The sequence below is a fragment of the Paenibacillus litoralis genome (assembly GCF_046244365.1).
Lineage (GTDB): Bacteria > Bacillota > Bacilli > Paenibacillales > NBRC-103111 > Paenibacillus_V.
Genome location: NZ_CP176395.1, coordinates 2,065,384 through 2,080,910, shown reverse-complemented (window position 1 = coordinate 2,080,910; position 15,527 = coordinate 2,065,384). Strand labels below are relative to the sequence as shown.

General features: G+C 53.9%; 8 protein-coding genes. 2 read left to right on the top strand and 6 right to left on the bottom strand.

The window, feature by feature from the left end:
- Positions 1–3: 3 nt before the first annotated feature.
- The 3 genes from ACKGJP_RS08445 to ACKGJP_RS08435 form a co-directional block, all read right to left on the bottom strand.
- Positions 4–1,764 carry a putative bifunctional diguanylate cyclase/phosphodiesterase gene (locus ACKGJP_RS08445; RefSeq protein ID WP_409345218.1) on the bottom strand — a complete coding sequence of 587 codons (1,761 nt, stop codon included), beginning with the start codon at positions 1,762–1,764 and terminating at the stop codon, positions 4–6.
- 126 nt (positions 1,765–1,890) lie between these two features.
- Entirely contained in the window at positions 1,891–2,259 is a 369-nt protein-coding gene (locus ACKGJP_RS08440) for a DUF423 domain-containing protein (protein ID WP_409345217.1), read from the bottom strand.
- Positions 2,256–2,558 (bottom strand): hypothetical protein, encoded by a 303-nt coding sequence (locus tag ACKGJP_RS08435; protein WP_409345216.1) that lies wholly within the window; start codon positions 2,556–2,558, stop codon positions 2,256–2,258. The genes ACKGJP_RS08440 and ACKGJP_RS08435 overlap by 4 nt, the downstream gene beginning before the upstream one ends.
- 247 nt (positions 2,559–2,805) lie before the next feature.
- Between ACKGJP_RS08435 and ACKGJP_RS08430 the strand changes: the two genes are divergently transcribed.
- Positions 2,806–3,312, top strand: a complete 507-nt coding sequence (locus ACKGJP_RS08430) for a hypothetical protein (RefSeq protein WP_409345215.1) — start codon at positions 2,806–2,808, stop codon at positions 3,310–3,312.
- Positions 3,313–3,520: 208 nt separating this feature from the next.
- Positions 3,521–6,352, top strand: coding sequence for an HAD family hydrolase (locus ACKGJP_RS08425; RefSeq protein ID WP_409345214.1), 2,832 nt, complete (start codon positions 3,521–3,523; stop codon positions 6,350–6,352).
- A gap of 370 nt (positions 6,353–6,722) precedes the next feature.
- On the opposite strand, the gene ACKGJP_RS08420 is transcribed toward ACKGJP_RS08425, so the two are convergent.
- From ACKGJP_RS08420 to ACKGJP_RS08410, 3 genes are all read right to left on the bottom strand, one after another.
- Positions 6,723–7,538: a glycosyltransferase family 2 protein gene (locus ACKGJP_RS08420; RefSeq protein ID WP_409345213.1), complete on the bottom strand. Its 816-nt coding sequence runs from the start codon at positions 7,536–7,538 to the stop codon at positions 6,723–6,725.
- Positions 7,539–7,787: 249 nt separating this feature from the next.
- The gene (locus tag ACKGJP_RS08415; RefSeq protein WP_409345212.1) at positions 7,788–8,348 is read right to left on the bottom strand and encodes a hypothetical protein; all 561 of its coding nucleotides are present in this window, start codon (positions 8,346–8,348) and stop codon (positions 7,788–7,790) included.
- 570 nt (positions 8,349–8,918) lie between these two features.
- Positions 8,919–15,206: an Ig-like domain-containing protein gene (locus ACKGJP_RS08410; RefSeq protein ID WP_409345211.1), complete on the bottom strand. Its 6,288-nt coding sequence runs from the start codon at positions 15,204–15,206 to the stop codon at positions 8,919–8,921.
- Between the last annotated feature and the right edge of the window lie 321 nt (positions 15,207–15,527).

Here is a 15,527-nt window from a genome sequence, read left to right as displayed (position 1 = left end):
GCTTCACGAAACTTCGCTGGGCCGGCTGCGCAGCAGTTCTTCGATATGCGCAACGTTAACCGGCGGACTGAACCAGTAGCCTTGAATGTGATTGCAGCGGTTATGATCCAGAAACTTCAGTTGTTCCTTCGTTTCCACGCCCTCCGCAATGACCTCCAGATGAAGGTGATGGGCCATGGAAATGATGGTCGCTACTATAGCGGCGTCATTCGGATCGCTCATTATGTCGCGCACGAACGAATAGTCGATTTTCAGCTTGTCGATCGGAAACTTTTTCAAGTAGCTTAAGGAGCTGTAGCCCGTCCCGAAGTCGTCAATACTGATTTGAACGCCGAGATGCTTCAGCTCGAGGAGATTCGTTGTGGCGATTTCCACGTCCATCGTCATGCTCTCGGTAATTTCCAAATCGAGATACTCCGGATTGAGACCGGTGATCTCCAGAATATGCGAGATTTTATCCTTCAGGCTCGGCTGAAGAAACTGCCGCACGGACAAATTGACCGAAACGGGCACGTAAATAAGCTGCTCCTCTTGCCACTTTTTGTTCTGCCTGCACGCTTCAAGGATGACCCATTCGCCGATCGGCACGATCAAGCCGCTTTCCTCGGCAACCGGAATAAACTCCCGTGGCGGCACAAGCCCCTTCGTCGGATGCATCCAGCGGATCAGCGCTTCCATTCCTACGATTTTGCCGCTGCTTACTTCCATTTGCGGCTGGTAAAACAGCTCGAACTCTTCGTTAAGAAGCGCCCTTCGAAGCTCGCTTTCCATTTTGAGCCTCTGCATCGAGCCGGTTTTCATCGCCTGGTTGAACACCTGGTAATTGTTCTTCCCGCTTTCCTTCGATTGGGACAGTGCGATTTCCGCATATTTCATCAACGTTTCGGCATCTTCCTCTTCCGCACCGGAGAACAAGGAAACGCCGATGCTCGTCGACAAATGAATCGAATCCCCGCCAACGACGAAAGGCTGCTCCAGCAATTTGGCGATCGTATCGGCGCGCCGCCGGAGCTCCTCCGCCGACATGACGCCCGTGTAGCCGATCGCAAACTCGTCCCCTTCCGTACGGGCAAGAAAATCATCCGCCGAAATGCATCGGGTAAGCCGTTCCGCCACTTGCAGCATCAGCATGTTCCCGTAATCGTACCCGAAGCTGTCGTTGACCAGCTTGAATCTGTCGATATCCATATAGAAAACGGCGATTTTTTCCGGGCTTGCCGCGGCTAACGCTTCAGCGAGCTTTTCCTTGAAATACCGCCGGTTCGGCAATCCGGTCATATCATCGTAGTACGCCATGTGGCGGATCCGGTTCTCGTTGCGTTTGCGCTCCGAAATGTCCTGGCAGATGACGATGAACCCCGTCATTCTGCGGCCGTTCGAAATCGGCACCGACGTTGCGTTCACTTCGATCTGGTAGCCGTTCTTATGAAGCAGCACCGTATCGAACGTTTGGGGCATTCCGTTCCTCGCTAGCTTAAATTGGCTCATACCGTGCAATACTTGTTCCGGAGCGAGAAAAGAAGAAAACGACTTGCCGAGCAGCTCCTGTTCGCTGTAGCCGGTAAGCTCCGTGACGGTAGGATTGGAACGAACCAATATCCCGCTTGGACTAAAAACGCCAATCGCGTTCGGGTTAAACGCAAACAAGGAATGAAAGATTTGCTCGGAATCGCGCAACCTCTGCTTGATCCGTTTATGTTCGGCAGAGGCCAAAGCCGGTTTGGTCGAATTTCGACGTTTCCCGAGCGGCTTTTGGCTGTCCAAAGGCACAACTTCCTTTCACGAAAGACGGTTTGTACGCTGAGCGCTGCGACAAATTGCCCGGATGCTTCCGCCATCCGCCGAGCCGGCGGTTCAAGCGATCATGCCGCTGGGCGCAGCCGGCGCAGACTACAGCTTTTTGTATGCGGCTCGCGCAAATAAGAACCAGCCGAGGATAAAGCACACGCCCCCAAAAGGAGTAATCGCCCCAAGCCATTTCACGCCGGATATGCTAAGCACGTACAGACTTCCCGAAAACAGCACGATCCCCGTCATAAACAGCCTTCCCGGCCATTTGACGCCATCGTCGCCTAATTTGGCCGCAGCTAACGCCACTACCAGCAATGCGAGCGCATGGTACATGTGGTATTGAACGCCGGTCTTAAAGACGTCGAGCATATCGGCGGATAGCTTTTCCTTGAGACCGTGAGCGCCGAAAGCGCCTAACGCTACCGCTAGCAGCCCGTTGACGGCTCCGGCAATCATCAGCTTCTTCATCCGACCAGCCCCACGTCATGTTGGCCTACGATCAGCGTGACCGGCTCCAAATAAACGCGTACGGTCGTTCCGTCGCCGAGCAGATCGATTTCGATATCGATAATTTTGGAGCGTTTCGTCTGTCCCGCCCGTTTGTCGTATACGACCTCGAATTGCCGCAAGCCAAGCTGGTGGGTAATGACGGAAGCTCCGATCGAAGGAACCGGCGACTGCACCTCCCCGTGTTCAAAAAGAACCTCGTGAATAATTTCGTCATTCATGTCGACAATCTTTACTGTCTGACATAAGGTGAATTTCATAAATTCCCTCCTCCATTGTTCGTCCCGCGAGAAATTTGCCGAAATTTGTATGTTCCTGTAAAAATAATATCATATTTTGTCTAAAAAAGCAGGTGCCGCCCCTACTTTTTATTGGCGATTCCGTTACATAAAGCGTTATAGAAGGAATATCTCTTTCAGGCGTCGAATAATGTGGGGGAATATGGAAGAAACCAAAGGGGCGCCAATTACGTATGAACAACCTACCAAACGAATGAGGTGTGAAACAATGGAAAATAATCATCAGAATGAAAACAAGCCGCCTGCGGAAACGGGGGCTCACGACACGGAAAGGCAGCAAACGCCTTACGGTTCCAACCAGCCTTTCTTTACGCCGCCACCGCAAGCTTCGCCGTTCGAAACGCCGGTGCGCCGCAAGCATTCCGGTCCCGGCATCGCTTCGTTTATCGTGTCGCTGGCGATGTACCTCGTCTGCGTTCTCCTGCTCGTCGGCGCGGTCGTAACGGTTAAAGACATTATCGATCCCGCTACCGGATCGTTCGATCCGAGCGACGTCGAAAGCTTGATGGAAAAAACGCCTTCCTTCGCTTTGATCGGCCTAGGCTTCCTTGCCGTCGGACTCGGACAACTGGTCGCGCTCGTGCTCGGCATCATCGGGCTGGCGCAGAAGGAACGCAGCAAAGTATTCGCCATACTCGGTACCGTATTCAGCGGATTATTCGTCGGCGTTATCGGCCTCATCATGCTGATCGGCCTTGCAGCGGCGGGTGGCTAACGGCTTGACGCCGCCACGCCAACCGGCTATAGGAACGTAAAGAACCGCACGCGGAGCAGTACGACACTGCTCCGCGTGCGGTTTTGCTGTGTTCGACTTAGGTTTGATAGTTGTCTATTTTTTCCATTGGCGTATCGAATCGCGCTTGCTTCTGTCTTCCCGCAAAACTAGACTAATAAGTAAGAGTAACATTCAGGGAGGATAAATCATGCGGCCCGACGATAATTGGCTGGCGGACGATCCGGAGCTTTGGAAAGCGGACGCCTGCCTGCGCCAGCTGGAAGCCAGAATGGATACGATCCGATTATTGAGCGTAGACGTGTTCGATACGCTGCTGTTTCGGTGCTGTACGCATCCGAACGACCTCTTCGTTCTGACGGGAGTGAAGGCCAAGCAGGAGGGACTTCTCTCCCGAGGCACCACCCCACGCGAGTTCCGCGCGATACGCATGGCCGCCGAAAAGGAGGCGTGGGAAGCGAACCGGTCGGTAGTGGACGAAATCACGTTAGAGGATATTTACGCGCACATTCCTGCGCATGTTTGCACCAATGCCAAGCGGGCGCTCGAGCTGGAGCTGGAGAGCGAGCGCGAGCTCTGCTACGTGAATCCGCACATGACTTCGCTGATCCGGTTCTGCAAGAACCGCGGTATCCCGGTAGCGCTCGTCAGCGATATGTACATATCGCCCGAACAGCTGGGCTCGCTGCTGGAAGCGAACGGCTTCGAGCCGGGTTTGCTCGACGCCCTGCTCGTCTCCTCGGCGGAGCATGGCGGCAAAACCCAAGGCCATCTGTATGACGCGCTGCTTGAGTCGTTTCCGGACATACGTGCCGAAGAGATCGTCCATATCGGCGACAATCGGACGGCCGATGTCGACGGCGCCGCAAGGAAGGGCATCGCATCCTTGTATTACAGCATCGTGCCGGAAACGCTCCATAGCCCCTTGCACTGGGAGTCCGTCCGTCACGGCGACGTGCTGCCTGCCCTTCGTTCGCTGCGTAAGCTGGCAGCCGCCTCCGTACCCGAACCTTACGACGAGAAGGAGGCTTTCTTTTACCGGTTCGGCGCTGCCGTGTTCGGCCCGTTTTTGCAGGGCTTTTGCCATTGGGTACTCGATAGTTGCGCGGCGGAAGGCCGTACCGCCATTCACCCGTTCATGCGCGAAGCGCACCTGCTCGGGCCGATGCTGGAGCGCAGCGCCGCCATGCGGGGGATGAAGCTGAGAGTCGCACCGCTCTACGTGTCGCGGCAAGCGACACTGCTCGCCGCGATGAGCGATTTTACGGCGAAGGAGCTGGACAAGGTGCTCTCGCTGGACGGCATTACGCTCCAGGAGCTGTTCCAGCTGCTCGGCCTGATCCCCGGCGAAGCGAGCGATTGGATGGAGCGTCAAGAGCCGGCTCGCGGAGCCGCGACGGGGCCCGGTGGGTTGAACGAGCGCGGTGAAGGTTTCGCGAGGGCAGCCGTCTGGGACGAGCATGTTGGCGGAGCGATGGCGGAGCATGGCGAGTTGAGCGAGCGTGGTGGCCGGGCGTCGGCGGAGCAGGCGGAGTCGAACGAGCCAGTTGGCGAGACGGAGGCCGAGTTGAACGAGCGCGGTGAAGGTTTCGCGAGGGCAGCCGTCTGGGACGAGCATATTGGCGGAGCGGTGGTTGACCTTGGTGTGTTGAGCGAGCGTGGTGGCCGGGCGTTGGCGGAGCAGGCGGAGTCGAACGAGCAAGTTGGCGAGACATTGCAGGGGGAGAGCGCTTTTTCCTTGTTTGCGTCTTTTATGACTTTGCCTGTTTCCGAGTGCGGCAGCATCCCTTTTCCCGCCACTTCCTCTACTCAGGAAGCGGTATCCGGGACAAGCCTGTCCGTTCTGGAAGCTCTAAAGCACTTTTTGCTGCGTGACGATACGAGAGTGCAAATTCGCCGGACCATCTCGGTGCAAAGACGCCTGCTCATCGAGCACATTCGTCAGCAAAACGAAGGCAAATCCGGCAAACTGCTTACCGTCGATATCGGCTTTAACGGTACGATACAGGCGGCGCTGCAAGCGGCGCTCGACCTGGAGGGCATCACGCGCGACGCCATTCATCTGATGGCCGTCGGTACCGGCAAAGCGGCGGAGCATCAGCAGAGCGGGATGGATTTGCGCTGCTTTATCGGCAGCGAGGAGAACGCCGATCTCGCTAAGCGCTTCGTCCGTAGCCCCGGCTTCATGGAAGAGCTCATGATGGGCGATTTCGGCTCCACCCTCGGCTACGAGCAGTGTAAGGACGGCCGAGTGGTTCCCGTATTGGCCAAGCTCTACCATCCGCCGGAGGAATTCCGGTATAAACGCGCGTGCCAAGAAGGGGTTTTTGCGTTTCAGCGGTATTACGGTTATCTCCTGGACCGAAAGCCATCGCTAATCGAAGCCGGCTCGGCACGCGAATGGAGCCAAACGATGCATCGCCCGATCGACTTCCCGACACCAGAGGAAGCGGAGCATTTAGGCGGTCTAACCCAGCAAGACAATTTCGGCGGGGTGAACCTATACCCCATTTGCGCGCCTCTCCCCCAGGAATGGCGGGGAAAAGGAGCCGATTTCTTGCTCGACATGAGCAACTTCGGGCCCAAAATCTGGAGCGTACTGTGGCCGCAAGGAACGGCGGCACGTCACGAGCCGTACCATACGTACCGCGCTTTCGCCAGACTGGGCGACTCGTTCGGCAGCAGAATCCTGCTGTTCAACGTGATGAACCGCCTCGCAGAAAACGCCATCCGTAAGGTTCATCTGTTCGGAACCGGAGCCGTCGCCGATACGCTGACCCACGAGGCTATGCTTCATGACATTCGCGTACGCCGCGTTGTCGATCCGGTTGCCATGCCTTCGTCGGCGCCGCGCAAACCGCTCGAGCCCGTATCGCTTCAAGAAGCCGCCGCGGATAACGAAACCCATGCTTACGTCATTGCAAGCCTGACGGATGTAGCGGAATACAAGACAATAATTCTCGATTGGTATGCCCGGCACCGGCCAGACATCGTTCCGCAGTTGTTCGAGCCGTTTGCATAGTACGAGCCCGATTGCTCAGGATATGGCGATCAATCTCGCTGCACCATACTGTTTTGAGACATTCGGAAGAGGGCGGCGATGCGTCATGTTGTGCTTTTTACAACATTTCAACGCTAAAATGCGGTTCACACTCAGTAGTGTTGCAATTTTTACAACAATTCGGCCGAAAATACTGTTTTCTTCCTGAGATTCGAAGAAATTGTTGTAAACCTTACAACATTAGCCGACCAAGCCGCAAAATGAGGGCGAAATGCTGCATATTTTACAACATAACTATGTAACGCAAGCCCGGCGCAGAGAATAAGCTGTCCAATAAGTCAAAGTAGAGGGAAGAAAAAAGACGCCTTGCGGCGTCTTTTCTCTCTCCCCCCTAATCGACGAACGCCGAATAGCGCGACCGAAAAGGCTTTCCGTCCCAGAGCAGCTTCGTCTCGGCTTCCCTTCTTCTCACATCCTCCTCCTCCAGGAGAAGGAAAAAATTTTTGGTCGGCAGCTCGCCGAGCCCGTGCTTGCGCGACAGCCGATCCAAATACGGCCTCATGTCTTCAAGCTGGCCGGACAAGTTCCCGCCTCCCTGGGAGAAGGCATATAATACGCCTGCGGTTTGGACCCTTTTGACCCGAAACGCTTCCGATACCCGCAGAAAAAAGTCCCAATCCCAGTAGTGATAAACGTCGGTATCGAACAAGCCGATCGCATCATGGATCGTGCGCCTGTACAAGCAGCCGGACGGTACGAAAGTCGAAAACTTGCGCATCGCCTCCAAGTCATGCTCATAAGCGAACGTCCTCCGGCTGAGCGGCTGCCGTACGCCGCCGTCCCAGACGAAATCGACGATTTCCACATCCGAGTAAACAAGATCGAAGCCTTCGATCTCGTGCAGCATGTTCTCGATATGTACCGGCATAAGCAGATCGTCGTCGTCGCACAGCAAAATGAAGTCGCCTTCCGCTGCTTCAATCCCTCTGTTACGGGCATGTACATGCTTGCCGTTGCTCTCCAAATCGACTACACGAATGCGAAGTTCCCCGTAGCATGCACAAAGCCCGTCGACGGACACGCCGTTATCATTGACGATAACGATTTGCAGATTGCGGTATGTTTGACGGCTCAACGACTCCAATAACTCTCCTAGCTCGCCTAGTCTGTTATAAGTCGGAATGACGACCGAAACAAGAGGACGCATAGACACGTTTCCTTTCTAACCAATAGTCGGTACCTACGGAATATAGGTCAAACCCAGTAAAATCAGGGGTTTTTCCTTTTTAAATTGATAAATCGATTCCATTAATATCGGCAAATGATTCACCAATAACTTGGAATAACCAATAGGAAGAACGTCCTTTCCAACTTACGAATGCATTTTCAAAATGACCTTAGCTATCTCTTCTCTAACTACATCCTTCATGTATCGTCCCGCCTAAACCTTAGTATTTCAACAATTTATCTTCTTGGAATAAACCGTGAGCGTATAGCCGTTGTCTGACTCTAAATTACTGACTTCTTCTGCTCCATCTGACTCAATGATTGTCATTCCATCAAAATCAGCCTTATTTACGTATAGGGATAGAACTTCACTCTTATCATTTACCATGTTCAAAACACATCCGAAAGGTAGTTCTACCCCCTCGTAATAAGAAACTACAGAAACTCGGATTGCAGGAATTTGAAAATCACACCAAAAATAAAAGACAAAGGACTTCCCTTTATAGTACTTGCTCAAATATGTAGACCAAGAAGTTTCAATAAAGCCAATAACCTGCTGTAGTTCGTTCAGCGAGGTACGGTTCTTTTTAATAAGTTTGTTCAATATTTGGATGGTGTATTGGTTATAACGAGCCTCAGCAAAGTATTGTTCCTTATCGTTTGAGAACAGTAAATTTGGATGTTCTGCTATCTCCAATATTTCGTAAAAGGCCTTTATTCCCATCTTCTTGAGAAAATCTATCATTTTATAGTCACGACCTTCAACTAGATTCCAATTATATTGTACCATGTGTTGGAATATCCTTCTTTCGTATCGCAAAATTCTCTTCTAGTTGCCGAGAAGATGTGTACTTGCCTACCTAGCATAGACAAAAAGTAATTTGGATGTAAACTATCCCCCCACTATCTTGAAACATCCAGCTCCTGCTCCCACTCCGAATAAAAACAAAAATGCCCTCTCAGTGAAGAGAGGGCCATCCCACATTAACTTCTCATTCCTTTTTTTCCGTTCCAAACTAATAGTGAACAGCACTCCACATGTATGGGGTAAGACACGTTAACACTTCCATGATTTGGTCGACTTCAGGATTTGAATACACGCTCTATCGCAATGGCATGCCTTTATTTATTATCGTGATGAGGGGAGACGTGCCGCTTCAACTGCGGCAAACAAGCCGCCTTCTAAGTACGTCCTACGCTTATACCATTTCAAGATTAATTGACCTCTGCAAGAGAAAACAAGCCCTCCGACTTTTACAAACTGATGAAGGGTGAGTCTGGAATAAAAAAGCGGAGCGCCCGGCTTTGGCAGCCTGCGTTCCGCTTTTCCGATCTTAATGGGGCATGTAACTTTAAACTCTTAAATCAGACCCGATTTTTGCAATAGTCTCTGCATCATAGATGCAACTTCGGCCCGGGTCATGTAACCCTTCGGCGCAAGTGCAGCCCCGTTTCTTCCGAATACAATGCCAGCCTGCACATTGTCCGCAACACTGCTTTGCGCCCATGAGGACACTCCCGCAGCATCTTCAAACGGACGAAGCGTTGAATCTGCCGACTGTTCGAGCAGTTTGGCTTTCAGACCGGTAATCGCCATCGCTTTAGACAGAATAACCATTGCCTGTTCTCTCGTAATCTTGTCATTCGGTCGGAACGTGCCGTCATCCAAGCCGCTGATAAGCCGATGAGCATAAGTCGTATAGACCGCGCTGCTGTACCAATCTGAAGACTTCACATCCGAGAATGGCGTTGCTCCATTCTCCAACTTGAGTCCCAATCCGCGAACGATGATGGCTGCAAATTCGGCGCGGGTGATTTCTCGGTCCGGACTGAACATGCCATTCCCCGTTCCGTCGACGATCATCCGAGATCCCATGTCGTTAACGGCGTTTTTCGCCCAATGCTTCGCCGCATCGCTAAATTCAAGCGGATGCCATACGACCGCATACGTGCTGTTGGTCAAGCTGTTGATTTGGGCCTCATACTTCCCATTGATGTTTCGGACCTTAGTCGGAACATGACGTACGGTCCCATCCGGCTCAACTACAACGCCGGTAGTAATTTTGCCCGGATCCACCTCATCCGGAATCGTAATCGTTCTTTCCACATAGGCGTCAAACGTCGTTACTTCGACGGTCTTATTTCCATAAACGGCTCTCACTGTAAAGCTCAGCGGCTGGGCGACAAGCGTGAGTTGGCCTTCGGCTGCTGCATTCTCCACAACCTTCAACGAATCCGGTGTCGGGACGGCAATTTCAATCCGCACTTTAATGTCTTGCAAGGCTAGTAATTCACCGAGTTGCTCGGATATAGCGCCGATGTTGATTTGTCGCGCTGGAAGCGTGTACGTCGCAAAATCGGTTTTGAACTCCAGAACGGCTTGCTTGTCCTCCATGTTCTTCACCATTTGACCATTCAGTACGCCAACTACGACATCGAATGTTTTGTTGATCGGAATCGTAACTACGGCATGTTGCCCCTCCGCTGCGAGCTTATCATTCAGCTTTTTCTGATCCACAACTACCGTCATTTCGGTTTGATTGTTTCGCTTTGTGACCGTGGCGGTCCCTGCATTCTCGACTTTCCCGTTAATAAGGATGTCCACACCTGTGTCCGTAGCTTCCGGAGCCGTTGGAGCGGAAGGCTGAGATGGCGTAGGGTTACCATTTTCGGTGGATGATGATCTCGGGATGACCGCGTTCGATTGTGCGGAAGCCGTGCTTCTTCCCGCACCATTGATCGCTTTTACCGTGAATGTATAGCTCGTTCCATTCGTCAAGCCTGTAAGCGTAATTGGGCTGGCTCCTCCGATCATGACCACATTTCCCGGTGAAGCGGTCACTTCATATTCTGTAATCGCACTTCCACCGTTATCGATAGGAGCCGTAAACGTAACGATAGCTTGTCCGTCACCCGCGACTGCCGTCACATTGGCTGGCATTCCTGGGATGGTTGACGGAGTCGCGCTTGCTTGATTCGATGCAGCGCTCAAGCCCCCCGAGTTTTCTGATTTTACCACAAAGTAATAGGTAGTGCCGTTAACCAGGTTTGGTACGTTGTAAGTAGATGAAGTGACCGTCGCAACTTCAACGTTGTTATTTTGATTTGCATCCGTTGCCATATAAATACGGTAATACGTAGCACCCGATACAGTATTCCAGCTCAGAGTAACTTGACGGTCACCGCCAGCAGCCGCAAAATTTTGTGGATTTGCAGGAGCATTCGGCAAGTTCACTGCTTGCGTTACGATAAACGTTACAGGTGTCATGTGATCCGCAGATACCGTAACCGTTGCCGTGTAGGTGCCTGCCGGCAAATCGTCTTTTGCATGAATGTCAAAGCTTGTTGTTGCGTTGCTGGCTAAGGTAGAATCCCGCTGTGTCATTACAAAATCGTTAGCGTTTGCGCCACTAAGCGTCACCGACAGGTTCATCAAATTGCCAGTACCGATATTCATAACTGGAATGGTTCTAGTCTCTTGGGTACCTGATTCGTATCCCTGAGTAAGTGCCGATAACGTTTGATCCGTGATTGCACCGATCGTATAGGTAGGCGCTGCCGTGACTGTAATCGTCGCTGTTCCTTTTTTGCCGGTATCCGCCGTCGAGGTTGCCGTGATCGTATAATCCCCCGGCGTGGCGTCCGCCGCGACGGTTACGTTCCCCGTGCTGTTCACCGTCACCTTGTTACCGGTGTCGCTGCTCGACCATGTGACTAACGTCGACGCTCCTCCCACCGCATCTATCGAAGCCGTGAGCTGCTTGCTCCCGCCTTGTACGACGCTTGTGGTGCTTGGGATCACGGTTACGCTGTTGATGGCCGGCGCTGCCGTGACGGTAATCGTCGCTGTTCCGGTTTTGCCGGTATCCGCCGTCGAGGTTGCCGTGATCGTATAATTCCCCGGCGTGGCGTCCGCCGCGACGGTTACGTTCCCCGCGCTACTCACCGTCACCTTGTTGCCGGTGTCGCTGCTCGACCATGTGACCGTCGTCGACGCTCCTCCCACCGCATCTACCGAAGCCGTGAGCTGCTTGCTCCCGCCTTGTACGACACTTGCGGCGCTTGGGATCACGGTTACGCTGTTGATGGCCGGCGCTGCCGTGACTGTAATCGTCGCTGTTCCTTTTTTACCGGTATCCACCGTCGAGGTTGCCGTGATCGTATAATCCCCAGCCGTGGCGTCCGCCGCAACGGTTACGTTCCCCGTGCTGCTCACCGTCACCTTGTTACCGGCGTCGCTGCTCGACCACGTAACCGTCGTCGCGGATCCTCCCACCGCATCTACCGAAGCCGTGAGCTGCTTGCTCCCGCCTTGTACAACGCTTGCGGTGCTCGGATTGACGATTACACTGTTGATGGCCGGCGCCGCCGTGACGGAAATCGTCGCTGTCCCTTTTTTGCCGGTATCCGCCGTCGAGGTTGCCGTGATCGTATAATCCCCCGGCGTGGCGTCCGCCGCGACGGTTACGTTCCCCGCGCTACTCACCGTCACCTTGTTGCCGGCGTCGCTGCTCGACCACGTAACCGACGTCGACGCTCCTCCCACTGCATCTACCGAAGCCGTGAGCTGCTTGCTTCCTCCTTGCATGATGCTTGCGCTGTTCGGGATCACGCTTACGCTGTTGATGGCCGGCGCCGCGGTGACGGTAATCGTCGCTGTCCCTTTTTTACCGCTATCCGCCGTCGAGCTTGCCGTGATCGTATAATCCCCCGGCGTGGCGTCTGCCGCGACGGTTACGTTCCCCGTGCTGCTCACCGTCACCTTGTTGCCGGCGTCGCTGCTCGACCACGTGACCGTCGCCGCCGCTCCTCCCACCGCGTCCACCGAAGCCGTGAGCTGCTTGCTCCCGCCTTGTACGACGCTTGCGGTGCTTGGGATCACGGTTACGCTGTTGATGGCCGGCGCTGCCGTGACGGTAATCGTCGCTGTTCCGGCTTTGCCGGTATCCACCGTCGAGGTTGCCGTGATCGTATAATCCCCCGGCGTGGCGTCTGCCGCGATGGTTACGTTCCCCGTGCTGCTCACCGTCACCTTGTTTCCGGTGTCGCTGCTCGACCATGTGACCGTCGTCGCCGCTCCTCCTACCGCATCTACCGAAGCCGTGAGCTGCTTGCTCCCGCCTTGTACGACGCTTGCGGTGCTTGGGATCACGCTTACGCTGTTGATGGCCGGCGCTGCGGTGACGGTAATCGTCGCTGTTCCGGTTTTGCCGGTATCCACCGTCGAGGTTGCCTTGATCGTATAATCCCCCGGCGTGGCGTCCGCCGCAACGGTTACGTTCCCCGTGCTGCTCACCGCCACCTTGGCGTCGTTGCTCTTCCATGTGACCGACGTCACCGCTCCTCCCACCGCATCCACCGAAGCCGTGAGCTGCTTACTCCCGCCTTGTACGACGCTTGCGGCGTTTGGGATCACGGTTACGCTGTTGATGGCCGGCGCCGCGGTGACGGTAATCGTCGCTGTTCCGGTTTTGCCAGTATCCGCTGTCGAGGTTGCCGTGATCGTATAATCTCCCGGCGAGGCGTCCGCCGCGACGGTTACGTTCCCCGTGCTGTTCACCGTCACCTTGTTACCGGCGTCGCTGCTCGACCATGCGACTGTCGTCGCCGCTCCTCCCACCGCATCTACCGAAGCCGTGAGCTGCTTGCTCTCGCCTTGTACGACGCTTGCGGTGCTTGGGATCACGCTTACGCTGTTGATGGCCGGCGCTGCGGTGACGGTAATCGTCGCTGTTCCGGTTTTACTGTTATTTACTGTCGAGGTTGCCGTGATCGTATAATCTCCCGGCGTGGCGTCCGCCGCGATGGTTACGTTCCCCGTGCTGCTCACCGCTACCTTGGCGTCGTTGCTCTTCCATGTGACCGACGTCGCCGCTCCTCCCACCGCATCTACCGAAGCCGTGAGCTGCTTGCTCCCGCCTTGTACGACACTTGCTGCGCTTGGGATCACGGTTACGCTGTTGATGGCCGGCGCCGCCGTGACGGTAATCGTCGCTGTTCCTTTTTTACCGGTATCCGCCGTCGAGGTTGCCGTGATCGTATAATCCCCCGGCGTGGCGTCCGCCGCGACGGTTACTTTCCCCGTGCTGTTCACCTTCACCTTGTTACCGGCGTCGCTGCTCGACCACGTAACCGTCGTCGCCGCTCCTCCCACCGCATCTACGGTGGCCGTGAGCTGCTTGTTCCCGCCTTGCACAACGCTTGCGGTGCTTGGGATCACACTTACGCTGTTGATGGCCGGAGCTTCCGTGACGGTAATCGTCGCTGTTCCGGTTTTATTTGTATCCACCGTCGAGGTTGCCGTAATCGTATAAATCCCGAGCGGGGCATCCGCCGCAACAGTCACTTTCCCCGTGCTGCTCACCGTCACCTTGTTTCCGGTATCGCTGCTCGACCATGTGACCGTCGTCGCCGCTCCTCCCACCGCATCTACCGAAGCCGTGAGCTGCTTGTTCCCGCCTTGCGCAACGCTTACGCTGCTCGGAATCACGCTTACGCTGTTGATGGCCGGAGCCGTATATCTGGCCAAACGGATTTGATTCGCGCTACCGCTCTTTTCCTGCCATGCCACATACATATCGTTATTGAGTACGGTTACCGCAGGATAAAGTGCGGTGACTCCAACATTCGCGTTCAAACCGTTGGCACCGCCCCCATCGGCGCTCGTCCAGCTTGCACCATCATATTTCTTGACGTGAATTTGAAAGAAAACAGTCGATGCTTTAACTTCTTGCCATACCAGATATAATTCGTTGTTGAATACCGTTAATTTAGATTCGCCTGCTCTGAGAGCAGCATTTATGTTTAACCCGTTTGTACCGCCGCCGTCAACGCTTGTCCAAACGTCGCCGTCATACTTCTTGACTCGGATTTGATAATCAAGTGATTCGATCGGTTCTTCCCAAGCCAGATATAAGGCATTGTTGAACGCAGCCAAGGCCGGTTTGACTCCGATTTTGGCGGCGTTTATATTCAAACCAGTCGCACCGCCACCATCAACGGTCGTCCAGCTCGTGCCATCATACTTCCTAACCCGGATTTGAGTTGCAGTGCTTCCGCTCGCCGTTTCACTCCATGCCACATATAAGGAATTGTTGAATACAGCCATTGAGGGAAATACTGCACTCTGTAATGGATTTAAGTTCAAACCGTTCGAACCACCTCCATCAACGCTCGTCCAAGTGATTCCATCATACTTCTTGATTCGAATTTGTGGAATGTTACTCCCATTTTTTTCATGCCACGTCGCATACAGCGTATTGTCGAATACAGCCAAAGCAAGGCCACCTGCTTCACTTGAAGCAATGATATTTAATCCGTTTGGACTTCCATCGACGCTCGTCCAACTTGAGCCGCCGTTATACTTCTTGACTTTAATTTGATAATAAGGTGCGCCCATTTCTTGCCACGCAATATACAAATCCCCCTTGAACACGGCCATAATAGGGGTGTCCGCCGCTTTTGAGGCATCTATGTTCAATCCGTTCGGACCGCCCCCGTCGACGCTCATCCAGCCTGTGCCGTTATACTTCTTGACGCGAATTTGAAATTTCGTCCCGTTCGTTCCGTCCGTTTCCCGCCACGCCGCATAGACTTCGTTGTTGAATACAGCTAATGAAGGATCGTCTGCTGCTCTATAAGAGTTCACGTTCAACCCGCCGCCATCTATGAGCGGCCAACCGGCTGCGGCCCAAGCCGTACCTCCGCTAAATAAAAGCGGTATAAAAAGCGTAACGGCTAGCAGGAACTGTACCGTTTTTCGGATTCTCCCGTTTTTCTTTATCCTTCCTTGACTCCTTGCTGGGACCAACCTGCATCTTCCTTTCCGAATTAACATTCTGTCGCTTAGCCCGCATTTTCTAGCCCAGCATACCCGACGACACCTTAAAGAAACCTTAAAAACCGACATTTTTCCCCATATCAAAACAGGCCCCATCGTCAATCGATGAGAACCTGTTACGCCAATTGG

Bases quoted from the DNA above. Each gene is read 5' to 3' on its own strand.
- ACKGJP_RS08435 (WP_409345216.1), bottom strand. From the start codon at position 2,558: ATGAAATTCACCTTATGTCAGACAGTAAAGATTGTCGACATGAATGAC.
- ACKGJP_RS08415 (WP_409345212.1), bottom strand. From the start codon at position 8,348: ATGGTACAATATAATTGGAATCTAGTTGAAGGTCGTGACTATAAAATG.
- ACKGJP_RS08430 (WP_409345215.1), top strand. From the start codon at position 2,806: ATGGAAAATAATCATCAGAATGAAAACAAGCCGCCTGCGGAAACGGGG.
- ACKGJP_RS08425 (WP_409345214.1), top strand. From the start codon at position 3,521: ATGCGGCCCGACGATAATTGGCTGGCGGACGATCCGGAGCTTTGGAAA.
- ACKGJP_RS08440 (WP_409345217.1), bottom strand. From the start codon at position 2,259: ATGAAGAAGCTGATGATTGCCGGAGCCGTCAACGGGCTGCTAGCGGTA.
- ACKGJP_RS08420 (WP_409345213.1), bottom strand. From the start codon at position 7,538: ATGCGTCCTCTTGTTTCGGTCGTCATTCCGACTTATAACAGACTAGGC.